This is a genomic window from Rathayibacter sp. VKM Ac-2805 (assembly GCF_009834265.1).
Lineage (GTDB): Bacteria > Actinomycetota > Actinomycetes > Actinomycetales > Microbacteriaceae > Rathayibacter.
The window spans coordinates 3,404,519-3,427,561 of sequence record NZ_CP047185.1 but is presented as its reverse complement, the minus strand read 5'-3'; the positions used below and the strand labels follow the sequence as shown (position 1 = coordinate 3,427,561).

Here is a 23,043-nt window from a genome sequence, read left to right as displayed (position 1 = left end):
GTCAGACCGCCATTCTGTTCTGGAGGTTCTCGGCGGTGATCTCGTCGCCGCGGAGCTCGTGGGCGATGCGGCCGCGGGCGACCACCAGCACGCGGTGGCAGCAGGCGACCAGCTCGGGGGCGTCGTCCGAGATCACGACGACGGCCATCCCGCGGGCGGCCTCGCGCCGCAGCAGCTCGAGGATCTGCGACTTCGAGCCGACGTCGACTCCGACCGTGGGGCCGTTGAGGATCAGCACCTTCGGGTCGGTCGCCAGCCACTTCGCGATCACCACGCGCTGCGCGTTCCCTCCCGAGAGGGAGCGGACGGGCGCCTGGGGGTTCGGGGCCTTGATGGACAGCTCGGCGAAGAGCCGGTCGATGGTCGCGCGGATCCGCCGCTTGTCGAGCGAGCGCCACGGCGTGCGGTGCGCGTCGAGGGAGCCCGCGATGATGTTGTCCGCGATCGGCTTCTCCAGGAAGAGGCCCTGCGAGAGGCGGTCCTCCGGCACGTAGCCGATCCCGGCGCGGACGGCGTCGCGGATGCTGCGCACCGCGGTGGGCGCTCCGTCCACGGCGATGATCCCGGAGGCGGCGGGCTGGGAGCCGAAGACGGCCTCCGCGATCTCGGTGCGGCCCGAGCCCAGGAGTCCGGTGATGCCGAGGATCTCGCCCGGGCGCACCGAGAACGAGACGTCGTGGAAGGCGCCGGGGCGGGAGAGGCCGACGACCTCGAGCATCGGGGGCGCCGACTCGTCGAGCGTGCTCACGATCCGCGACTCGTCGAGCTCGCGGCCGGTCATGTGCTCGGCGATGGAGCGGCGGTCGAAGTCGGCGACGGGGCCGCTGGTGACCACGCGGCCGGAGCGCATGATCGTCACCCGCTGCGAGATCTCGAGGACCTCCTCGAGCTTGTGCGAGACGAACGCGAGCGCGACGCCGCGGCTGCGCAGCCGCTCCACGATCGTGAACAGCCGCGCCACCTCGGTGTGCGTCAGCGCGGTGGTGGGCTCGTCCATGATGATGACGCGCGCGTCGTTGACGAGGGCGCGGCAGATCGCGGTGAGCTGCTTGTCGGCGACCGAGAGGTCGGCGACGTCGGCGTCGAGGTCCAGGTCGAGCTGCAGCTCGTCGACGATGGCCTTCGCCCGGGGGCGCGCGGTGCCGGCGCGGTAGAGGCGGTGCTTCGCCGCGACGGCCGAGGTCAGCACGATGTTCTCGGCGACCGTGAGGTTGGGGAAGAGCGAGAAGTCCTGGTAGATGACCTGGATCCCGCTCGTGATCGCGGAGGTGGTGTCCATCCGGGAGCGGGTGTCCCCGTCGATGGAGATCTCGCCCGCGTCGGGGCGCTCGGCCCCGGAGATGATCTTGATCAGGGTGGACTTGCCGCAGCCGTTCTCGCCGGCGAGGCAGTGCACCTCGCCGGGGATCAGGTCGAGCGAGACGCCGTCGAGGGCGGTGACGCCGCCGAATCGCTTGGTGATGCCGCGGGCGCTGAGGATCGGGGCGGTGGTGCCGGGGGGAGCGTCGGTCATCGTCGACCTTCCTGAGGGTGCTCCGGGGCGCGCGGGCGGCGCGCCCCGGAGCGGGGGGTGGAGGGGGATCAGAAGTCGTACTGCGCGGCGGTCTCCGCGTCGGCCGCGACGGACGCGTTCCCGACGAAGACGTTGTCGAACCCGTCGAGCTTCTTGAGCGAGTCGTAGCCCTCGACGCCGAGGTCGGTGCCCTCGGTGATCTCGCCGCCGTCGGCGAGGATCTTCGCGATCGACAGCTGGGCCTCACCGGCGAGGGCCGGGTCCCAGAAGAAGATCTTGTCGATGGAGCCGTCGGCCAGGTACTGGTTGGCCACCGACGGGATCGAGGTGCCCATCACGCACACCTGGTCCTGGAGGCCCGCCTCCTGCACCGCGCGCGCGATGCCGGGGACGTCGTTGCCGGCGGAGCCCTGGAAGCCCGCGATGTCGGGGTACTTCGCGAGGATCTCCTTCGCGCGCTCGTACGCCGTCTCCTGGTTGTCGGTGCTCTCGATGGGGGTCTCGACGCGCGTCATGCCGGGGGAGTCGGCCTGCTGCGTCTCGTACGCCGCCTCGACCCACTCCATGTGCGTCTTCGCGGTCAGGCCGCCGACGAACTGGACGTACTTCCCCTCGCCGCCCATGCACTCCGAGAGGTTGTCCATGATCTCGGAGCCGTAGGACGCGTTGTCGAAGGCCTCGATGTCGACGTCGACGTTCTCGATGCCGGACGCCTCGTGCGAGACGACGATGATGCCCTGCTGGCGGGCCTGGGCGAGTACGTTGCTGAGCGACTCGGGCGAGTTCGGGACGACCGTGATGGCCGTCGGGCGCTGCGCGATCAGGTCCTGCACGATCGCGGTCTGCTTCTCGGGGCTGACGTCGTCGGCGCCCTCCTGGCGGGCGTCGATCCCGGTCTCGTCGGCGAAGTCCTGCACGCCGACGGCCATGCGCTGGAACCACGGGATGGTCTGCGCCTTGACGACGGTCACCATGACCATCTCGCCCGCGGCGGCCGAGCCTCCGCTGCCGGCGGCGGTGTCGGAGCCGGCGCCGACGGTCGTGCATCCGGTGAGGAGGATTGCGGCGCCCGCTGCGAGCGTCATGCCTCGGAAAAGTCGAGAGCGGTCCATTCGTTGACTCCTTCGTGAACGAGAGGATGGCGGCCGTTCGGCCCTCATCCGGTGCGGTGTTCTGACGCTGCTGTGTCGGAATCCGTCGCAGGAGCCCGACGCTAATCGCTGATCGAGCACTGCGTCAAGCGATAACGCGCAGATGGCTGCACTCTTTCGCGCATCAGACGGGAGAAGCGCGCGAATCGCGCATCCCGGGCGCAAACGGCGCGTTGGACCGCGCAGGCTCGCCGCGCACCCGGCAATTGAGACGCGCAACCGCCCGCGCATGCGCGCAATCTGCGCGTTTCCGCGCGCCGTCTGCGCCTCCTCCCCGCTCCGCCCCGTAGCCTCGACGGAGGCGAGACCAGGATCGAGGTGTGGGATGTCCCGTCAAGCAGAGATCGTCGACGCCCTCCAGGACGGCGGCTTCCAGTCGGTGCGAGACCTCGCGGAGCGGTTCGACGTCACTCCGTCGACCATCCGGCGCGACCTCGAGCGGCTCGAGGCGATGGACCTGGTCAAGCGCACGCACGGAGGCGCGATCCCGGTGAAGCAGTCCGAGACTCCGCACCACTTCAAGGAGGAGCTGCACCGCAGCGAGAAGGCGGCGATCGGGCGGGCGATGGCCGAGCGCGTCCTCGAGGGGCAGACGATCCTCCTCGACGGGGGCACCACGACGCTCGAGGTCGCGCGGCACCTCGAGAACCAGCGCCTCACCGTCGTGACCGGCGACCTGCGGGTCGCCCTCGCCGTCGCCCGCAAGCAGACGATCCACCTCGTCTTCATCGGGGGCGAGCTCCTGCCGAACGCCTTCTCGATGTGGGGGCCGACCTCGGTGCAGCAGCTCTCGAACCTGCGGGTGGACGTCGCGATCTTCGGCGCCGACACCGTGGGCGACGACGGCATCTACAGCACCACCAGCTACGAGCTCGAGCTCAAGCGGCTGATGATGGCGTCCGCGCGCGAGGCGTTCTTCGTCGCCGACAGCTCGAAGTTCGGGCGGGAGGCGCTGTTCAAGGTCTTCGGCACGGAGGACTTCACCGCGGGGATCACCGACAGCCTGCTCGACCCGCTGCGGGCGTCGCACTTCCCCGTGCCGCTCATCCAGGCGTCGATCCTCCCGCCCGACGGCAGGCGCGCCTAGCCGCGAAGCCCGCGCCTCTGCGGGACGGAGGCGCCGTCGTTCCCGCGGCGGGACGGCGCCCATCACTCCTGTGGTGGAAGCGCGCCCGTCACTCCTGCGCGCCCGTCACTCCTGCTCGGCCGCCGCGAGGGCGCGGTCGAGCCAGTCCGCGAGCAGCAGGCGCTCCGCGGGCGTGAGGCCGGCGAGCTCCGGTGCGAGGGCACGGACGCCGACGAGGGCGGTGAGCCGCCCGCCGTCGCCGGGGGAGGGCGGGTCGGTGAGGATCCCCGCGAGCACGCTGTCGAGCGCGGCGTCGGCGAGACCGGGGTCGCGGTCGGCGGCGGGGGTGGAGAGCAGGGTGGTGACCACGCCGGTGCCCGCCGCCTGGATGAGGCCGACGGCGCGCTCCTCCGGCACGCGGAGGCGGCCCTCGGCGGCCACACGCTGCACGCGCGCGGCGAGGACCCGCCGCCCGGAGAGGGCGGCCGGCGATCCGGAGGCGCGACCCGGATCGCTGAGGAGGCGGAAGAGCGCGGGGTTGGCCAGGCCGAACTCCACCTGCGCGGCCCAGCCCGAGCGCAGGTCCTCGACCGGGTCGACGCCGCCGGCGACGGCCGCTTCGACCGTCCGCGCCTTGGAGTCGACCCAGGTGGCCAGCACGTGCTCCGCGACCGCCTCGAGCAGGCCGTCCTTGTCGCCGAAGAGGCGGTAGATCGCCGGGGCCTGCAGCCCGGCCGCCTGGGCGACCGCTCGCGTGGTGACGGCGGCGGGGCCGTCGTCGCGGAGGAGGCCGGCGGCTGCCTCGACGATGCGCAGGCGCGTGTCGGTTGGAGGGGTGGGACTGGTCACGTATCGACGGTAGCGCACTGTTGCTATCAGTGGAATTCCGTGGTTATCTTCCTCGTGGTATCGCTGATACCCCTCATCGGAAGGCTCTCCCCATGATCATCGTGACCGGTGCCACCGGCGCTCTGAACGGCGCCACCGTCGACCACCTCCTCGACTCCGTCCCCGCCTCCGGGATCGCCGTCGTCGCCCGCGACGCCTCGAAGGCCGCCCGTTTCGCGGAGCGCGGAGTGGAGGTGCGCGTCGGCGACTACGCCGACCCCGCCTCCCTCCCGGGCGCCTTCGACGGAGCGGATCAGCTGCTCCTCGTCTCCTCGAGCGATCCGCGGGCCGACGCCGTCGCCCTGCACCGCACCGCCGTCGAGGCGGCCGTCGCGGCCGGAGTCGGACGGGTCCTCTACACGAGCCACCAGGGCGCCGCCGCCGACACCCCCTTCGGCCCGGGCCGGGACCACGCGGCGACCGAGCGCCTGCTCGCCGAGTCCGGGCTCGCCTGGACGTCGCTCCGCAACGGCTTCTACGCGCACAGCCTGGGCCTCTTCCTCGGACCGTGGCGGGAGACCGGAGTGATCGAGGTCCCCTCGGACGGTCGCGTCTCGTGGACGGCCCGCGAGGACGAGTCGGAGGCGGCCGCCCGGCTCCTCCTCTCGGGGAGCCCGCAGGACGGGCCGATCATGCTGACCGCGACGGAGGCTCCGACGTTCGAGGAGATCGCCGGGATCGCGGCCGAGGTCGGCGGGCGACCCGTCGAGCTGCGCGTCCTCGGCGACGACGAGTGGGTCGCCGCGCGCGTCGCGGCGGGTCAGCCCGAGTTCCTCGTGCGCTTCACCCTCGGGATGCACCAGGCGGCCGAGCACGGCTTCTTCGCGGGCACCGGCCCCGAGCTCGGGCGCCTCCTCGGACGCGAGCCGCGCAACGTCCGCGACCTGCTCGAAGCCGGGCAGGCAGCCGTCGCCGGATGACGCCGGGCGGGCCGTCCCGGGCCCCCGCCCGCGTACCGAGGCGCCGCGCCGTCCGTCGAAGCGCAGCCGAGGGAGCGGCGTCTCGGCGTCAGGGCGGTTTCCCGGCTCCCCCCGCACGACGACGGGAGCCCGCCGTACCGGTGAGGTGCGACGGGCTCCCGGGGAGTGCCGTGCGTCAGCCGCAGCTGCGCGCGCTGTAGGGCGCGGTGGCCGTGGCTGTGACGGTCTTGCCGCCGACCGTGGCCGTGCCGGTGACCGTCGCCTCGCCCGCGGCGAGCTGCGTCGAGCGCACCGTGAACGCGGCGGAGCCGGAGGCGCCGGGCTTCACGCCGGCGATCGTCTTCACGCCCTCGGGGGTGCTGATCGAGACGTCCATGGGCACCGTGTCGCCGTTCCTGCCGACGACCGTCAGCACGACCTTGCCGGCGACGCAGCGCGACGTGGCGGTCGCGCTCACCTTCAGCGAGGACTGCACGGTGACCGTGACCTGCACCGGCATGCGCGACGCGTCCTGCGCGACGCCCGAGACCGTGAAGGTCCCGGCCGTGGCGTAGGCGGCGGGCGCGACGGCGTCCCAGGCCACGTCGACCGTGCTGGTGGTGCCGGCGGCGGTCGTGATCGTGGCGCGGGGCAGGACCGGCGCGGTGCCGGCCGTGGTCGTCGCGGTCAGCGGAGCGACCGAGGCGACGGCCAGGCCGGGGGCGTAACCCTCGAGCACCTTCTGGTACTCGGAGCGCGTCACCGGGATGACCGTGCCGTGGCGCGGCTTGCCGCCGTCGGCGTTCTGCGGCAGGCCCGTGCGGAGCTTCGCTCCGAGCGGCTGCCAGGAGTCGCCGTTCGCGAGGTCGTCGGTGCCGAACGGGATGTAGTGGTTCGGCCCGTCGTGGTAGTTCGGCTGGTCGATGAAGAGGAACCAGTCGAGGCCGTTCACGTCGCCCTCGTTGGCGGGGAAGACGTTGGGGCCCTCACCGCTGGTGAAGGTCTTGCCGGGCTCGCCGTTGGGCAGGCCCGAGGCCACCTTCTCCTTGACCAGCGACCACTCGTCCGCCGGTCCGCCGGTGCCGGGCAGCGAGCCCGAGACGGTGGCCAGCAGGTCGGTGCTCTTCTCCTCGCGGAGGGTCATCGACGCCTCGTCCTTGGTGAAGCGGTAGTAGGTGTCGCCGTCCTTCGCGACCGTCGAGTCGATGGTGCCCTTGCCGGCGCCGCGCTTGACGTCGATCCACGGCTTCGCCTCCGAGAAGGAGGTGAAGTCCTCGGTCGTCGCGTACATCATCTGGTTGTAGGTGACGGAGGCGCGGTCGGCCGTGTTCGTGGTCGGGTACATGTTCGAGGCCCAGAACACGACGTAGGTCTGGAGCTCGTCGTCCCAGTACGCCTCGGGGGCCCAGGTGTTGCCGGCGAAGTCGGTGGAGACCTTGACGTGGCGCTGGGCGGACCAGTTCACCAGGTCGGTCGACTCCCAGACCTCGATGTACTTCGAGCCCGACTTCTGCGCGGTGTCGAAGCCGCCGGGGAGCCCGTCGATCTTCAGGTCGGTGGCGAGCATGAAGAACTTGTCGCCCTCGTGCGAGCGGATGATGAACGGGTCGCGCAGGCCCATCGTCCCCAGGTTCGAGGTGAAGACCGGCTTGCCGCCGTTCAGCGTGTTCCAGCTCAGCGCGTCGTTGCCCTTCGAGGCGGCGAGGCTGATGCGCTCGGCGCCGTCGCCCTCTCCGGTGAAGAACGCCCAGACGTACGCCTCGGTGTCGTCGGTGCCGGCGGGGAGCGGCTGCACCCGGAGGGTGAAGTCGCGGGTCCGGGTGGTGGATCCGCTGGTCGCGGTCGCGCGGACGACCACGTCGATCGCGGGGCTCCCGGTCGCGGGGCGGTCGACGTCGATGGTGCGGGTGCCGGCGGCGCTGCCGTCGCGGACGGTCGCTCCGCTCGGGCTGACGACGCTCCAGGCGATGCTCGAGCCGAGCGTGCCGGTGGTGGGCACCGAGACGTTCGTCCGGATGTCGCCGACGTTCGGGATGGCGATCGCGGCGAGGTCGCGCTGGACCTTCGTCGCGTCGTCCAGCTGCGCGGCGACGCGCACCGTGTAGTCGACCGAGCGGGTCTCGGTGCCGACCCTGTAGGTGGCGGTGAGGGTGGCGGTGGCGTCCGCCTGCCCCGCGGCGGGGCGCGTGACGGTCGCGGTGCCGCCGGTGATGGCCACGGCCGCGCTGTTCGACGTCCAGGTGATGCCGACGCCGCTGGCGGTGGTGGGCACCGTGAAGCCGGCGGTCGCCTCCGTGGGCACCGTGACCGACGCGACGGCGCGGTCGAGGGCCTGCGAGGAGTAGAGCGCCTGCACGGAGCTGCTGCTGAGGGCGCTGTCGTAGACGGCGAAGTCGTCCATCTCGCCGTTCCAGCCCGGGTCGTTGTAGGTCGAGCGCGCGATGTACGCGACGAGCGACGGGCCGAACGAGGAGACGTCGCGGGCGATCGTGCTCTGCGAGATCTGCGCGCCGTTGACGTACACGGTGAGCTTGCCGGTCGAGCCGTCGACGACGGTCGTGTAGAGCGAGAGGCCCGAGGGGGTGCGCGCGCCGACGGTCGGGGTGCCCGTCGCTCCGGCGCCGACCTCGGTGTTGTAGGGAGCGCCCGCGTTGACCGAGTTGGTGACGACCGACTTGGTGTAGCCGGAGAGGTTGCTCGGGTTGAGCAGCCAGTAGCCGGAGGAGAACGAGGCGCCGGAGGCGACGGGCGCTCCGACGAACGCGGCGGCGACGTTGCCGGTCCCGCCCTTGTGGGCGAGCCAGGTCGAGAAGGTCAGGTCCTTCTTGCCGACGAGGCCGGCGGTGGGGATCTCGAGGTAGGGGGCGGCCGCGGCGGATCCGCCGGGGAGGCTGATGAGCCCGTTGCGGAACTGGGCCCCGGAGCCGCGCAGCGTCGCGCTGTAGCCGTTGCCGCTGGTGTCGGCGACCGTGGTGCCGGTGGGGGCGGTGTCGAACGTGTAGTGGAGGAGCGGGGTCTCGGTGGCTCCGAAGGCGGAGCTGGGGACCGTGGCGCCGAGCAGCGCCGTGGCGGCGACGGTCGCGACCGCCAGAGCGGTCCTCACCGCCGATCGTGATCGTCTCATGCAGATGGCCCTCGTGATCGGGTGCGGCGTCGAGGCACGATCCGCAGGGCCGCGGAGGTGTGCGTCTTCGCACGGAATGTGAACGTGAACATCCTAGATCGCGGTACCGGATCCTGACCAGACCCCGGGAGAGGTCTGCGGGCTCGTGCAGAACGCCCGCCGAGAGCGCGGTTCCTCGCCTCTCGACCGAGGGGGCCTCCTCTCCGCCGACGTTCTGCAGGAGCCGGCCGGGTGGCACGATGTCCGCATGGCCTCCGACCGCCCCGTCCTGCTCGTCGTCGACGTCGCCGACGGCGGCCGCGAGGACCCCGAGTTCGAGATCGAGCTGCAGCTGCTGACCGCGAGCGTCGTCTCGGCCGCCACCGCCGCGGGCTTCGTGGTCGACCGCGTCCCGGCCGAGCAGGCCGGCGCCGCCGAGCTCGAGCGCCGGCTCGCCGCCGCCGACGCCGTCGTGGTCACCGGGGGCGAGGACGTCGACCCGTCCCTCTACGGCGGCCGGCCCGACGACCCGCACCGCGGCCAGTCCTTCCCCGCCGCCGACCGCGCGCAGATCGCGCTCGTCCGCCGTGCCGTCGAGACGCGGACCCCGCTGGTCGGGATCTGCCGCGGGATGCAGCTGGTCAACGTCGCCCTCGGCGGCGACCTCGTGCAGCACCTGCCCGGCGCCGGTCACGTCGGCCGGTCGGTCCCCGGCGAGCACCTGTCCGGGATGGTCGACCACCGCGTGGCGCTCGAGCCGGGCAGCGCCCTCGCTCGCATCCTCGGCGCCGCCGAGCTCGACGTCCGCAGCTCCCACCACCAGGCCGTCGACCGTCCCGGCGAGGGCCTCGTCGTGGTCGGCCGCGCCGACGACGGCACCGTCGAGGCCCTCGAGCACGAGTCCGCGCCGCTCTGGTGCGTGCAGTGGCACCCGGAGGACGCGGGCTCGCACGGCACCGTGCTCACCGATCTGCTCGAGGCGGCGCTCGCCGCGACCGCTACTTGATCGACCCGCGCATCACTCCGCTGACCACCCAGCGCTGCGCGAAGAGGTACACGATCAGCAGCGGCGCCATCGCCATCAGGTAGGACGCGAAGGCGACGGTGTAGTTCGTGTTGAACTGCCCCTGGAAGACGTACTCGGCCAGCGGCAGGGTGCGGGCGGACGGGTCCGAGAGCACCACGAGCGGCAGGATGAAGTCGTTCCACGCCCACACGCAGGTCAGGATCCCGACGGTCGCGTTCATCGGGCCGAGCAGCGGGAAGATCACCTGCCAGTAGGTCCGCCAGGTCGAGGCGCCGTCGGTGCGCGCCGCCTCCTCGAGCTCGATGGGGATCGAGCGGATGAAGGCGGTGTAGATGAACGTGTTGATCGAGAGCCCGAACACGGCGTAGAGCAGGATCAGCCCGGCCTGGTTGTCCAGGCCCAGCAGGGCCGTCTCCTTCACCACCGGCAGCATGATGATCGGGAACGGCACGAAGACCGCGGCGAGCAGGTAGAAGTAGACGCCCTTGAAGAACGGCCTGTGCATGTTCCGGGCGACCGCGTAGGCGACCATCGAGTTCGAGAACAGCGTCAGCACGACGGCTCCGACCGTGATCAGCGCGGTGTTCACGAAGGCCTGCGGGAAGCGGGTCGCCGTCCACGCCTCGGCGAAGTTGCCCCACGAGATCGAAGTCGGCAGCTCGAACCCGGTGCCGCCGAGCTGGTCGGGCGTCTTCAGCGCGGTCACGACGGCGAAGTAGAGCGGCAGGAGGATCGTCAGCGAGCAGACCGCGATGAGCGCGGTCGCCCACCAGTTGATCCGGTAGGTGTCGCGGGAGGGCCGGCGCCGCCCCTCGGGCTCGCCGAGGGCGATCGCGGTCGTGGGGGTGATGGTCGATGTCATCAGAACGACGCCTCTCTGCGGCTGAGGACTCGGAACTGGATCAGCGAGACCACGATGATGATGAGGAAGTAGAGGACGGCGTTGGCCGTCTGATAGGCGTACTCGCCGCCCTGGAAGCCGCCGCGGTAGATCAGCAGAGTGATCGACTCCGTCGAGGTGCCGGGACCGCCGTTGGTGAGGGCGATGATGTGGTCGAACACCTGGAGGAAGTTCTTCATCGAGATGACCATGTTGATCGTGAAGAAGGAGGCGATCAGCGGGAACGTGATCGAGGTGAACTGCCGCCACCTCCCCGCTCCGTCGAGCGAGGTCGCCTCGTAGAGCTCGCCCGGGATGGTCTGGAGTCCGGCGAGGTAGATGATGATCGAGAAGGCCGAGGCCTGCCAGACCGCCAGCACCACGATCGCCACCCACGCCCAGTCGGCGTTCGCGAGGATGTTCTCGCCGATCACCGGGATCGCGCCGAGGATCTGCGGCAGCGAGTTCGCGAAGAGGTACTGGAACACGTAGCCGATGACCAGGGTCGAGAGCACGTAGGGGATGAAGTAGATCCCGCGGAACGCCGTCTGGAACTTGATCCGCGCGTTGAGGGCGACGGCGATGGCGAGCGAGATCACGTTCACCAGCACGGTCGCCACGATCGCGAAGCCGAAGGTGAACCCGTAGGCCTTCCAGACGCGGTCGTCCTGGAGGAGCGCGAGGTAGTTCGAGGCGCCGATCAGGTCCCAGGAGCCGTAGCCCGCGTAGTCCGTGAAGCTGAAGAAGATTCCGGTGAGGACCGGGACCGTGTGGAGCACGAAGAAGAGCAGGACGGCGGGGACCGTCATCCAGTAGAAGGTCTTCGAGGTGCGGCCGATGGTGCGCTTGCGGCGCGCGGGCGGCGGAGGAGTGGTCGCCACCGCCTGCGCGGCGGCCGTCGTGGTCGTGGTCATGGGGTCACTTCCTGGTCGTGCGTGCCGCGACTTTGCGCCACTCACTGTCGAGGGTCCGGAGCGCCGCGTCGGCGTCCCCGCTGGCGAGGAACGCCTGGAGCGTGGGGTTGAGCGGGATGCTCGCGGGGATCTGGTGGTCGACGAAGCCGATCAGCCGTCCCTGCTCGAAGTAGGGCTGCAGCTCGGCCAGCGTGGGGTCCGAGTTGGGTGCGGCGCCGACCAGCGGCGAGAAGGCGGCCTGGCTCTCGACGTACGGCTCGACGACTCCGGGGGTCAGCAGGAAGTCGACGAAGCGGCGGGCCGCGTCGAGCTTCGGAGTGCCGCGGCCGATGGCGACGGCCACGTCGACGCCCGAGGTGACCCGCGTGTCCGCGGGGTCGTCGAGCACCGGGTAGGGGAAGACGCCGAGATCGATGTCCGGGTTGTTCGTGCGCACCGGGTTGATCGCCCAGATGCCCTGCGGGTACATGGCCGCCTCGCCCGCGGCGAAGGCCTGGTTGCCGTCGTCGTAGCCGCGGCCGAACGAGCCCTCCTGCGTGTACGAGAAGAGCTGCCCGAGCCGCTCCATCGTCGTCGCGTAGTCCTTCGTGAACGAGACGGGGGAGTCGGGGCCGAGCGCCGCTCCCTCCTCGCGCATCGCGTCGAAGAAGCCGTCCGGCTGCAGCTGCCCGCCGAGCGCGTTGAAGGCGGGGGCGCCGGTCCAGTTGTCGAGCAGGGCGCCGTAGAAGGGAGTGATCCCGGCGGCGGTGAGCGTCTCGCAGACGGCGATCAGCTCGTCCCAGGTGGTCGGCACCTCGATCCCGTTCTCGGCGAAGATCGTGCGGTTGTAGAGGATCCCGTCCGCGTTGTTCGCGAAGGCGAGCGCGTTCACCTCGTTCCCCTCGAAGCTGCCGAGGGCGGCGAGGATGTCGAGGGCCGCCGGGTTCACCCGCTCGACGAGCTCGTCGCCGGTGAAGTCGTGGAACACGCCGGCCTTCGCGAGGTCGGCGTAGTAGCCGCTGCCGTTCAGGGTCAGCACGTCCGGCACCTTGTCCTTGACGAGCAGGGTGCGGATGGCCGTGTCGGGGTCGGGCACGTTGTTGGCGATGACCCGGATGTCCGGGTTGGCCGCCTCGAACTCGCGGATGATCCGCGCGAAGTCCTCCACCGCCTCCGCCTTGAACTGGAAGAAGTCGAGCGTGGTCACTCCGTCGCCGGCGCCGGGGGAGGCGCACGAGGCGAGGGCGGCGGCGGACGCCGCGGCGAGCGGCACCGAGAGGAACAGCCGCCGGGAGAACCCGGGGGGATGCGGATGAGCGGACATGCGGCGCCTCCTTGCGCGTGGGGACAGGTCTCAGGGCGCGCTCGACCGCGGAGGGCGGTGCGAGAGCAGGTGCGGCGGCCGTGGAGCGGGTCGGCTCCGGAGCCGGGAGGGCGGGTCAGAGGGCGGTGAGCACGAGCACGACGAGCTGCTCCGGATCGAGGACGGGGGCCTGGAGCCCGACAGTGCCCAGCACGCGGCCGCGGAGCGCGGTCCCGTGCTCGGCCCAGCCGAGCGGCGACTGCCCGGGGCCGCCGAGCGGCGACGTGACCGGGGCGAGCGCCACGGAGTAGGTGCGCTCCGGGTCCAGGCCCGGGAGCGTGATCCGGCCGGGCGGGTAGGTCTCGCCGGTGCGCAGCTGGGCGAAGGTGAAGAGGGCGGCGGAGCGGTCGGCGGCGACGACTCCGGAGAGCGAGGCGGCGTCGTCGGCGAGGTCGGCGCGCACGACCGTCCCGGTGTGCAGCAGCGCCCGGTGCTCGCGGTGGAAGGCGACCCAGGCGGTCAGCTCCTCCTCGACGGCGGGGGCGAGATCCGAGACGTCCCACTCGATGCCGAGGTGGCCGGGCAGCGCGGTGCCGGCGCGGAAGGCGAGCGAGTGGGTGCGCTGCGTCGAGTGCGACCGCGGCCCTCCGATGTGCTGCCCCATCAGCTCGGGCGGCACCACCAGCTGGGTGAAGGGCTGGATGGTCTGCCGCTCGAGCGGGTCGATGCAGTCGCTCGTCCAGATGCGATCGGTGCGGGCGAGGATCCCGAGGTCGACGCGGGCGCCCCCGGAGGCGCACGACTCGATCTCGACGCCGGGATGCCGGGAGCGCAGCTCGTCGAGCAGGCGGTAGAGCGCGAGCACGTTCTCGTGGACGGCGGAGCGGCCGGTGGCGGGCGAGACCGCCTCGATCACGTCGCGGTTGTGGTCCCACTTGAGGTACGCGATCGGGTACTCGGTCAGCAGCGCGTCGAGGGCGTCGCGCACGTGCTCGAACGCGCCGCGCTGCGAGAGGTCGAGCACCTGCTGCTGCCGCCCCGAGGCCGGCAGATGGCCGGCCGGGCCGAGGATCCACTCCGGGTGCGCGCGGGCCAGGTCGGAGTCGGGGCTGATCATCTCGGGCTCCACCCAGAGGCCGAACTGCATGCCCAGGCCGGTGACGACGTCCGTCAGCGGAGTGAGGCCCTCCGGCCAGACCGAAGGGTCGACGGTCCAGTCGCCGAGCGCCGCGGTGTCGTCGCGGCGGCCGAGGAACCAGCCGTCGTCGAGCACGAAGCGCTCGACCCCGATCCGCGCGGCCCGCTCGGCGAGGGCGGTGAGGCGAGCGAGGTCGTGGTCGAAGTAGACGGCCTCCCAGGTGTTGAGGGTGACGGGCCGCGGAGCGACGGGGTGCTGCGGGCGGGCGCGGAGCGACGCGTGGAACCGGGCCTGCAGAGCGCTGAGCCCGTCGCCCCAGGAGCCGTAGGCGACCGGGGTCTCGTAGCTCTCGCCCTGCGCGAGCTCGATCTCGGCGGGCCGCAGCAGCTCGCCGGCCGCGAGGAGCGAGACGCCCTCGACGGTGCGCTCGGCGCGGAGCGAGCTGTCGCCGCTCCAGCCGAGGTGGACGCCGTGCACGAGCCCGCGCTCCCAGCCGAAGCCGGGCATGCCCGCGGCGAGGAGGAGGGTCGCGTCGGCGCCGGGGCGGCCGCGGCGGGTGCGGCGGGTGTGCTCGCCGATGGTCAGCGGGCGGCGCTGGGGGTGGCGCTCGCGGAGGTGGTGCCCGGTGGTGTCGAGGATCTCGCGCGCGGTCGCGGGGAGCGGGAAGCCGAGCTCGAAGCGCTCGAGGCGGAACGGGCGGGCGTCGAGGTTCTCGACCCGGGCGCGCTGGGTGAGCAGGCCGGCCGCATCGACCTCGAGGTCCACCGTCAGCCGGACGCCCGCGCCGGTGGCGACGGTCCGGAGGGCGGAGCCGAGCGCCTCGATGCTCTCGACCTCGAACCGCTCCGACGCGGCCGCGCGCTCGTGGGTGCCCTCGAAGGTGGGGGCGTGCTGCCAGCCGTCGGCCTCGACGGCGACGAGGCCGAACGGCGCGAAGGCGTCGAGTCCGCCCGAGACGCGCTGGGGGAGGGCGGCGTCGGCGAGGGCGGATAGTTCGGCGGCGGAAAGATCTCCGAGCGCGGCGCCCCAGTGCACGATCGTGGGGAAGGTGACGAGGCGGGCGTCGACGACGACGCTGGTGCCCCCGTCCTGCAAGTGGAAGAGGCGCGATTCCCGGCCGGAGAGGGTCACGGCGTCGTTCGTGGGGGCGATGCTGCGGTGCATGGCTTATTTCTAGAGCAGAAGTAATAGGGGTGTCAAGAGTGGTGAGGGTGACCGGATCCGTTCCTGGAGCGGCGCACTGCCGGTAGCTTTCTACCAGGCCGGAAAGAAGGAGCCCCGTGACCGACACCATCGTCGCCGAGGACGCCTCCGGGAGCTCCTCCGAGCTCCTGGCGCGCGAGGTCCTGATCCACGGTCCCGTCTCGCGGGCCGAGCTCGGCCGCCGCCTCGGCCTCTCGCCCGCCAGCCTGACCCGGCTCGCGCGCCCGTTCCTCGACGGCGGCCTGGTCGTCGAGGGCCCCGAGCAGAGCACCGGAGTCGGCCGCCCCGCCCGCCCGCTCGACATCCGCGCCGACGCGCTGAGCTTCGCGGGCGTGAAGATCACCGGCACCGAGGTCCTCGCCGTCCGCACCGACCTGCGCGCGCGGACCGAGCGGGAGCTGGTCCGCCCGCTGCCCGGCACGGAGCCCGCCGACGTGATCGCCGCGATCGTCTCGGTCGTCGACGAGCTCGGCGGCCCCTCCGCCTTCGCCGGCCTGGGCGTGACGCTCGGCGGGAGCATCGGCGCCGACGGCCGGGTGAGCCGCGCGCCGTTCCTCGGCTGGCGCGACGTCGACCTCGCCGCTCCGCTCTCCGCCGCCCTCGGGCTGCCGGTCGCCCTCGAGAACGACGTGGTCGCGCTCACGGGCGCCGAGCACTGGTTCGGGCGCGGCCGCGGCATCCCGCACTTCGCGGTGCTCACGGTCGGCGCGGGCGTCGGCTACGGACTGGTGGTGCACGACCGGGTGGTCGCGCCCCCGGAGGCGGGGCTCGGCCTGGGCGGCCACTACCCGCTGGATCCCACCGGCCCCGTCTGCGAGGCCGGCCACCGCGGCTGCTCGACCGCGATGCTCAGCCTGCCCTCGCTCCTCCGCCAGCTCTTCGTCGCCACCGGCCGCGAGCTGACCCTGGCCGAGGGCTTCGCCGCCGCTCGCGCGGGCGACCCCGGTGCCGAGCGCATCCTCGCCGACTCCGGCAACGCGCTCGGGACGATGATCGCCGCGATCGGCAACCTCTCGATGTCCGGCACGGTGATCCTGGCCGGGGAGGGTGTCGCCCTCTACTCGGAGCAGGCCGCGGTGGTGGACGCCGCGATCGCGGCCACGCGCGACCCGGACGCTCCGCCCCTGGCGCTGCTCGTCGACGACGGCGGGCTCGTGGAGTGGGCGCGCGGCGCGGCGGCCGTCGCGATCCAGCGGCTGCTGCCGCGGATCGCGCTCGGGACGCTGGGATAGCGGGGCTCTGCGACGCGAGGGTGCTCGGGGTGCCTGGTCTCCGCGCCCAGTGGGCCGTCGGCACGCTCGCCCCGGATTTCAGCGCCGCGCGGAGGCTCGGGATGTCGGCCCGGCGGGCGTCCGCTCCGGGCGGGTGCCGGGACGCCGGCCTCGCGGGCTAGGCGCCGAGCGCCGAGCCGGGCAGGTCGCTCTGCAGGCCGTCGACGATCCGGCCGAACGCCGCGATCGCCTGGTCGTCGCCGAGACGACCGGAGTCGACTCCTCCGGCGATGCGCAGGACCTCGGCCCGGCGCTCCGCCCTCTCCACCGCGTCGAGCCCGGAGGCCCCGATCGCTGCGGATGCGCGCACTCGCGCGACGATCGTGCCGACGTGCCATCTGCCGCGTGCCATCTGTCTCCTCCTGAAGTCCCCGCCTCTCTTCGGAGCGGGCGCACACCCGGATGGGTGCGCGTCCCCGGGTCCTCACCCCCGTCGCTCCGGCGATGCGTCACGAACGGTCGTCATCCGGCCGCCGTGGCGACCGTTCGTGACGCATCGATCGCGCCGCAGGGCCAGTCCTCGCGGCGGGCAGTGTGCGGTCGGCCTCGCCGGGTGGCGACCCCCTCCGCCCGGCCCGGACCGCGCGCGGGACGCCGCGGGCTCGCCAGGCGCCCGCGCCCGTACTTATGTCGATCATCGCGAAGTCTTATGTGTGTTTCAGACGCATCGCTGTGATACTGAAGCGAAGCCGCCCCCGGCTCCCCACCGTGACATCGACGTCAGAAAGGTTGGACATGTCAGAGCAGCGTCGCTTCCCTGTCCGCAGATCCGCTTACCTCGCCCTCCCCGCCGTGGCAGCCGTGCTCCTCGCCGGCTGCTCGGGATCTCCCTCGGGTGAGAGCTCCGACGGCTCCACCTCGTTCTCGCTGACCTACGCGAAGTCGAACACCATCGCCAGCCCGTTCGAGACGCTGGCGCAGGACTACATGGACAGCCACCCCGGCGTCACCATCACCCTCTCGCCCCAGCCCAACGACACCTACGGCGACGCGATCCGCACCCAGCTCCAGGCGGGCAACGCCCCCGACGTGATGGAGACCGAGGCCGGCTCCGGCCAGAGCCGCAGCGTCATCCCCCTCGCGGAGGCGGGCTTCCTCGAGGCCATCCCCGACGCCGCCGAGGTCATCCCGCCCGGCAGCGAGAGCAGCTACTCCGTCGACGACTCGATCTACGGCCTCCCCCTCGGCGTCTCCTACGCGGGCCTCATCCTCAACAAGACGACCGCAGACTCGGTGGGCCTCGCGGACTTCCCGACAGACTTCGCCTCGGTCGAGAAGGCCTGCGCGACGGCCGCGGACGCCGGGAAGTCGATGTTCGTCGTCGCGGGCGGCGCCGCTCCCAACGCCGGGATCACCGCTCTCATCGTCTCCGCCACCCGCGTCTTCGCCGAGACGCCCGACTGGAACGAGCAGCGCGCCGCGGGCGACGTCACCTTCGCCGACAGCGAGGGCTGGAAGGACACCCTGCAGACCGTCGTCGATCTCAACGAGGCGGGGTGCTTCCAGGGCGGAGTCGAGGGTGCCGGCTTCGACGCCATCACCAACAACATGACCTCCGGCGCCTCTCTCTCCTTCTTCGGGCCCCTCGGCTCGGCCTCCGAGCTGGCCAAGGCCTCGCCCGACCAGACCTTCGTGGCGCAGGCGTTCCCGCCCGCCACCTCGGGCGACAAGCCCTACGGCGTCGCGAGCCCGACCTACTCGCTGTCGATCAACGCGAAGTCCGCCAACAAGGAGGCGGCCGGCGACTTCCTCGACTGGCTCGCCGACCCCGCGCAGGCGACCGCCTTCGCCGACGCGTCCGGAGGCCTCCCCGTCTCCGGCCTCGCCGACATGGACTTCACCGGCGGCACCTACGAGGGCGTCTCCGACCTGCTGAAGAACGGCGACTACACCCCGCTGCCCAACCAGGCCTGGGCCAACGCCTCGGTCTACGACGCCATGGCGACCGGCGTGCAGGGACTGCTCACGGGCCAGTCGAGCATCGACCAGGTCCTCGCCTCGATGGACACCGCCTGGGATCAGTGAATCCCGGTCCCGCCCGGCCGCTCGGCGGCCGGGCGGGACGCTCCGCTCACCACCTGCTCACGACGACGTAGCGAGGACCCGATGACATCGACCGTACGAGACGCGACCACAGGGCTCGTCGTTCCGCCCCGGAAGCCGAAGGGTCCCCTCGACCGGGTCACCCATCCGCCCCGCCGCAAGAAGGGCCTGCTCCAGCTCGGCCACTGGTGGTGGGCGCTGCCCGGCATCCTGATGGTGATCGCCATCCACTACGTCTCGACCAGCGTCGGCGCCTTCTTCGCCTTCACCAACTGGACGGGCATCGGCGGCTTCGACCTGGTCGGCTTCGACAACTTCGCGAAGATCTTCGCCGATCCGAGCAAGGTCGGGGCGCTGGTCAACACGCTCTTCCTCGCCTTCGCCTCGGTGATCCTCTCGAACCTCGCCGGCCTCGGCCTCGCCGTGGGGCTCAACCGCCTCCTCAAGACCCGCTACATCCTCCGCACGCTCTTCTTCATGCCGGTGGTGCTGAGCCCGCTCGCCACCTCCTACATCTGGAAGTTCATCTTCCAGTTCGACGGGCCGCTCAACGTGGTGCTGCAGGGCGTCGGCCTCGGCTCGATGGCCCGCTCCTGGCTCGCCGACCCCGTCTTCGCCATCTGGGCGGTTCTGGTGGTCGTCGTCTGGCAGAACATCGGCTTCGCCATGGTGATCTACGCCGCCGGCCTCGCCTCGGTCCCCGTGGAGGTCGAGGAGGCGGCCGCGATCGACGGCGCGAACCTCTGGTCGCGCTTCGTCCACGTCACGCTGCCCTCGATCCGCCCGTCGATCGCGATCGCGACGACCCTCGGCCTGGTGAACGGCCTGCGCATCTTCGACCAGATCATGGCCCTCACCGGCGGAGGCCCGGCCAACGCGACCTCGACCCTCGCCACCGAGGTCTACAAGCAGGCGTTCAGCCTCGGCCAGTTCGGCAACGGCGCCGCACTGGCGCTGATCCTCACCCTCATCATCCTGTTCTTCGCGGTGGTCCAGCAGCGGGTCACGCAGGACCGCACCGGCAAGGAGTGACATGTTCCGCTACACGAGATGGACCGCCGTCCGCGAGGTCTCGCTCTGGGTCGTCGCGCTGGTCTACCTGCTCCCCTTCTACTTCCTCATCGCGATCTCGTTGAAGCCTGACGAGGAGGTGTTCAGCACCTCCCGGCTCGCGCCGCCCGCCTCGCCCACGATCCAGAACTTCGTCGACGTGCTCTCGGCGACGGGGCAGTCGAACGTGCTGCTCGGCCTGCTGAACAGCGCGATCATCACCGCGGGCAGCATCCTCGTGATGGTGCTGCTGGGCTCGCTGACGGGCTACGTGATCTCGCGCAGCACCCGCCGCTGGAGCCGTGGGGCCTACCTGCTGTTCCTGATCGCGATCGTGCTGCCGACCCAGCTGGGCACCGTGCCCCTCTACATCGGCGCCAGGACGATCGGCCTCACCGGCTCGGTCTGGGGCATGATCATCCTCTACAGCGGGATGCTCCTGCCGCTCGCGATCTTCCTCTACGCCGGCTTCTTCCGCGGGCTCGGCACCGAGTACGAGGAGGCCGCGTCGATCGACGGGGCGACCCGCACCCAGATCTTCTTCCGGGTCGTGCTGCCGCTGATGTCGCCGGCGACCGGGACGGTGGCGATCCTCGCCGGCCTCATCGTCTGGAACGACTTCTTCACGTCGCTGATCTTCCTCGGCGGCTCGACCAGCCAGACGCTCCCCGTCGCGATGTACTACTACATCGGCTCCCTGGTCTCGCAGTGGAACCAGATCTTCGCGATCGTCATCATCTCGATGATCCCGATCCTCGCCTTCTACCTCTTCGCCCAGAAGCGCTTCATCCAGGGCTTCGCCGGCGGCCTGAAGGGATGAGCGCCGCGGAGGCGCCCGCCCCTACGGGTGACCGCCGGGCGGACTTCGCCCGCTTCGTCGAGCTGTTCTACACGCGCAAGCGGGTCGCGGAGGCGTTCGCCTTCCTCGTCTCGAAGGACTACCGGCAGCACAACCCGACCATCCCCGATGGGCCGGCGACCGCTGTCGCGATGCTCACCCCGAAGTTCGACGGCTCGCCCGACGCCCGCTTCGAGGTGCAGCGCACTCTCGTCGACGGCGACCTCGCGGTCGTCCACGTCCGGGCCACGCGGCCCGGAGCGCCCGACGCCGCGGTCGCCGACTTCTACCGCTTCGACGGCGACCGGATCGTCGAGCACTGGGACGTGCTGCAGGCCGTCCCGGAGTCGCCGGTCCACGACCACCCCATGTTCTGACGCCCCGCGATCCGAACCGACCGTTCCGTCCATCAGGAGATCCCATGTACCAGCTAGCCCCGAACATCGAGCTCCTCTTCACCGAGGCGGGAGCCGACTACGCCGACCGCGTCCGTGCGGCCGCCGCGGCGGGTTTCACCGCCGTCGAGATGTGGGGGCCGACGGGCGTCGATGCCCCCGCGAAGCCCAAGGACGTGCCGGCCCTGGCCGCCGCGCTCGAGGAGACGGGCGTGGTCCTGACCGCTCAGCTCTCGGAGCCGCGCACCCAGTTCATGATCCCTCCCTTCGACGACTCGCCGTTCTTCGCCGCCCTCGACGGCGGGGTGGCGATCGCCCAGCAGCTGAAGTGCACCCGCATGGTGGTCGGCAGCGGTACAGGGTTCGGCGGGAGCAAGCGCCAGGTGCAGCTCGACAAGCTCGCCGAGATCTACCGCCGCGCGATCGCGCAGATCGAGGGTTCGGGCATCACCCTCGTGCTCGAGCCGGTGAACGTCCGGGTCGACCACCCCGGATCGCTCCTGGACCGCACGGCCGAGGCCGCGTACGTCGCGCGCGAGGTCGACTCGCCCTTCTTCGGCGTCCTCTACGACCTCTACCACTCGACCGTCGAGGGGGAGGACCCGGCGACCGAGATGACCGCCGCCGCCGACGTCATCCGCTACGTGCAGATCGCGGACGCGCCGGGACGCGGCGAGCCGGGCACCGGCGACATCGACTGGCCGGCCCGCCTGGCCGACCTGCGCGCCTCCGGCTACGACGGCCCGATCGGCCTCGAGTACTACCCGCAGACCGAGTCCGTCGCCTCCGTCGCCCGCATCAAGGGCTGGGCGGAGCAGGCATGACCAGCCGGTACCCGGAGGCCGTCGACGTCGCGATCGTCGGCAGCGGTCCGACCGGCGCGGCCTACGCCCGCATCCTGACCGAGACCTCGCCCGGGACAACGATCGCGATGTTCGAGCTCGGCCCGACCGTCACCTCTCCCGCCGGAGCGCACGTCAAGAACATCCAGGACCGCGACGCACGGACCCGCGCGCAGCGCCTCTCCGAGGGCTCGGCCGCCGGTGCGCCGACGATCAGCGACCCGGGAGGCGTGAAGGCAGGCATGCGCGCGGCCCGGGCCGGGACCTTCCTCCTCGAGGAGCACTACCGGGTCGACGGCGAGGACGGCCTGCCCGCGGTCGCGATGTCGACCAACGTCGGCGGGATGGCCGCGCACTGGACCGGCGCCTGCCCGCGACCCGGCGGATCGGAGCGCATCGCGTTCCTCCCCGACCTCGACGAGCTGCTCGGCGAGGCGGAGCGCCTGCTCGGCGTCACCACGCACGCCTTCGACGGCGCGCCCTTCGGGGACCTGGTTCGCGCGCGCCTCGCCGAGGCCGTCGACCGGGGCCGCCTCGCCGAGGCCGTCGACCGGGGCCGCGTCGCCGAGACGTCCGTGCAGCCGATGCCACTCGCCGCGCACCGTCGAGACGACGGGCGCCTGGTCTGGTCGGGCTCGGACGTGGTGCTCGGCGACGAGACGCGCGCGAACCCGCGCTTCACCCTCTTCGACGAGTCGCAGGTCGTCCGCGTCGTCCTGGCCGAGGACGGCCGGGCGGTCGGCGTCGAGGTCCGCGACGTCCGTTCCGGTGAGGTGCAGACGGTGTCGGCCCGGGCCGTGGTGGTCGCTGCCGATGCGTTGCGCACCCCGCAGCTGCTCTGGGCGTCGGGCATCCGCCCGCCGGCCCTGGGCCGCACGCTGAACGACCAGGCCCAGATCGTCTTCGCGGTGCGCATCCGCGACGCCGCCGACGCCGTTCAGCAGGTCGACTCCGACGCGGCCATCGGTCTGAGCGAGCAGAGCGGCGTCACCTGGGTGCCCTTCGTGGACGAGCTGCCCTTCCACGGGCAGATCATGCAGTTGGACGCCTCGCCGGTGCCGATCGCCGAGGACGATCCGGCCGCGCCGGGCTCCATCGTGGGCCTCGGCCTCTTCTGCGCCAAGGACCTGCAGTCCAGCGACCGCGTCGAGTTCTCGGACGACGAGCTCGACGGGACCGGGATGCCCACACCGGTGATCCACTACACGCTCACTCCGCGCGACCACGAGACGATCGACCGCGCACGGGAGGAGATCGTGCGGCTGGGCCGGGCGATCGGCGAACCGCTCGACGACCGCGCCTTCGTGATGCCGCTCGGGTCCTCGCTGCACTACCAGGGCACGACCCGGATGGGCGAGACCGACGACGGCGAGAGCGTCGTCGACTCCGACAGCGAGGTCTGGGACGTCCCCGGCCTCTTCCTCGGCGGCAACGGCGTCATCCCGACGGCGACCGCCTGCAACCCGACGCTCACCTCGGTCGGCCTCGCCGTCCGCGGCGCCCGGCGCATCGCCGCCCTGCTCGCCGGCTGACCCGACTC

The 23,043-nt window shown here is 71.8% G+C and carries 19 protein-coding genes; 10 read left to right on the top strand and 9 right to left on the bottom strand.

Going from position 1 to position 23,043, the window contains the following annotated elements; all coding sequences use genetic code 11:
- Position 1: 1 nt before the first annotated feature.
- Positions 2-1,513 carry a sugar ABC transporter ATP-binding protein gene (locus GSU40_RS16040; RefSeq protein WP_104328618.1) on the bottom strand — a complete coding sequence of 504 codons (1,512 nt, stop codon included), beginning with the start codon at positions 1,511-1,513 and terminating at the stop codon, positions 2-4.
- 68 nt (positions 1,514-1,581) lie between these two features.
- Positions 1,582-2,598 carry an autoinducer 2 ABC transporter substrate-binding protein gene (locus tag GSU40_RS16035; protein WP_244229521.1) on the bottom strand — a complete coding sequence of 339 codons (1,017 nt, stop codon included), beginning with the start codon at positions 2,596-2,598 and terminating at the stop codon, positions 1,582-1,584.
- 391 nt (positions 2,599-2,989) lie between these two features.
- Between GSU40_RS16035 and GSU40_RS16030 the strand changes: the two genes are divergently transcribed.
- The gene (locus tag GSU40_RS16030; RefSeq protein WP_104238145.1) at positions 2,990-3,751 is read left to right on the top strand and encodes a DeoR/GlpR family DNA-binding transcription regulator; all 762 of its coding nucleotides are present in this window, start codon (positions 2,990-2,992) and stop codon (positions 3,749-3,751) included.
- Positions 3,752-3,856: 105 nt separating this feature from the next.
- Here the strand turns inward: GSU40_RS16030 and GSU40_RS16025 are convergent, their stop codons facing one another.
- Positions 3,857-4,579: a TetR/AcrR family transcriptional regulator gene (locus GSU40_RS16025; protein WP_160035832.1), complete on the bottom strand. Its 723-nt coding sequence runs from the start codon at positions 4,577-4,579 to the stop codon at positions 3,857-3,859.
- Positions 4,580-4,671: 92 nt separating this feature from the next.
- Here GSU40_RS16025 and GSU40_RS16020 point away from each other — a divergent pair, with 92 nt between their 5' ends.
- Entirely contained in the window at positions 4,672-5,538 is an 867-nt protein-coding gene (locus GSU40_RS16020; protein WP_160035830.1) for an NAD(P)H-binding protein, read from the top strand.
- A gap of 175 nt (positions 5,539-5,713) precedes the next feature.
- Here the strand turns inward: GSU40_RS16020 and GSU40_RS16015 are convergent, their stop codons facing one another.
- The gene (locus GSU40_RS16015) at positions 5,714-8,620 is read right to left on the bottom strand and encodes an immunoglobulin-like domain-containing protein (RefSeq protein ID WP_160035828.1); all 2,907 of its coding nucleotides are present in this window, start codon (positions 8,618-8,620) and stop codon (positions 5,714-5,716) included.
- A gap of 268 nt (positions 8,621-8,888) precedes the next feature.
- Between GSU40_RS16015 and GSU40_RS16010 the strand changes: the two genes are divergently transcribed.
- On the top strand, positions 8,889-9,626 hold the full coding sequence (locus GSU40_RS16010; RefSeq protein WP_160035826.1) for a gamma-glutamyl-gamma-aminobutyrate hydrolase family protein: 738 nt from the start codon (positions 8,889-8,891) through the stop codon (positions 9,624-9,626).
- Here GSU40_RS16010 and GSU40_RS16005 read toward each other — a convergent pair.
- The 4 genes from GSU40_RS16005 to GSU40_RS15990 form a co-directional block, all read right to left on the bottom strand.
- Positions 9,619-10,509 carry a carbohydrate ABC transporter permease gene (locus GSU40_RS16005; RefSeq protein ID WP_347877594.1) on the bottom strand — a complete coding sequence of 297 codons (891 nt, stop codon included), beginning with the start codon at positions 10,507-10,509 and terminating at the stop codon, positions 9,619-9,621. The genes GSU40_RS16010 and GSU40_RS16005 overlap by 8 nt on opposite strands.
- Positions 10,509-11,441 carry a sugar ABC transporter permease gene (locus tag GSU40_RS16000; RefSeq protein WP_104225874.1) on the bottom strand — a complete coding sequence of 311 codons (933 nt, stop codon included), beginning with the start codon at positions 11,439-11,441 and terminating at the stop codon, positions 10,509-10,511. Before GSU40_RS16000 ends, GSU40_RS16005 begins: the two co-directional genes overlap by 1 nt.
- Before the next feature lie 4 nt (positions 11,442-11,445).
- Positions 11,446-12,744, bottom strand: coding sequence for an extracellular solute-binding protein (locus tag GSU40_RS15995; RefSeq protein ID WP_160035824.1), 1,299 nt, complete (start codon positions 12,742-12,744; stop codon positions 11,446-11,448).
- 115 nt (positions 12,745-12,859) lie between these two features.
- Positions 12,860-15,025 (bottom strand): alpha-galactosidase, encoded by a 2,166-nt coding sequence (locus GSU40_RS15990; protein ID WP_160035822.1) that lies wholly within the window; start codon positions 15,023-15,025, stop codon positions 12,860-12,862.
- Between the two features lie 116 nt (positions 15,026-15,141).
- Between GSU40_RS15990 and GSU40_RS15985 the strand changes: the two genes are divergently transcribed.
- On the top strand, positions 15,142-16,296 hold the full coding sequence (locus GSU40_RS15985; protein ID WP_160035820.1) for an ROK family transcriptional regulator: 1,155 nt from the start codon (positions 15,142-15,144) through the stop codon (positions 16,294-16,296).
- A gap of 157 nt (positions 16,297-16,453) precedes the next feature.
- Here the strand turns inward: GSU40_RS15985 and GSU40_RS15980 are convergent, their stop codons facing one another.
- Complete coding sequence (locus tag GSU40_RS15980; protein WP_104224027.1) at positions 16,454-16,687, bottom strand: hypothetical protein; 234 nt, start codon at positions 16,685-16,687, stop codon at positions 16,454-16,456.
- A 383-nt stretch (positions 16,688-17,070) separates the two neighbouring features.
- Between GSU40_RS15980 and GSU40_RS15975 the strand changes: the two genes are divergently transcribed.
- The 6 genes from GSU40_RS15975 (at position 17,071) to GSU40_RS15950 (ending at position 23,035) form a co-directional block, all read left to right on the top strand.
- Positions 17,071-18,360: an extracellular solute-binding protein gene (locus tag GSU40_RS15975; protein WP_104352520.1), complete on the top strand. Its 1,290-nt coding sequence runs from the start codon at positions 17,071-17,073 to the stop codon at positions 18,358-18,360.
- An 81-nt stretch (positions 18,361-18,441) separates the two neighbouring features.
- The gene (locus tag GSU40_RS15970) at positions 18,442-19,410 is read left to right on the top strand and encodes a sugar ABC transporter permease (protein ID WP_160035818.1); all 969 of its coding nucleotides are present in this window, start codon (positions 18,442-18,444) and stop codon (positions 19,408-19,410) included.
- A 1-nt stretch (position 19,411) separates the two neighbouring features.
- On the top strand, positions 19,412-20,248 hold the full coding sequence (locus GSU40_RS15965; RefSeq protein WP_104352518.1) for a carbohydrate ABC transporter permease: 837 nt from the start codon (positions 19,412-19,414) through the stop codon (positions 20,246-20,248).
- Positions 20,245-20,643, top strand: coding sequence for a nuclear transport factor 2 family protein (locus tag GSU40_RS15960; protein WP_104352517.1), 399 nt, complete (start codon positions 20,245-20,247; stop codon positions 20,641-20,643). The genes GSU40_RS15965 and GSU40_RS15960 overlap by 4 nt, the downstream gene beginning before the upstream one ends.
- A gap of 44 nt (positions 20,644-20,687) precedes the next feature.
- A complete protein-coding gene (locus GSU40_RS15955; RefSeq protein WP_104352516.1) occupies positions 20,688-21,485 on the top strand; it encodes a TIM barrel protein in 798 nt (265 codons plus the stop codon).
- A complete protein-coding gene (locus GSU40_RS15950) occupies positions 21,482-23,035 on the top strand; it encodes a GMC oxidoreductase (RefSeq protein ID WP_160035816.1) in 1,554 nt (517 codons plus the stop codon). Before GSU40_RS15955 ends, GSU40_RS15950 begins: the two co-directional genes overlap by 4 nt.
- Positions 23,036-23,043: the final 8 nt, after the last annotated feature.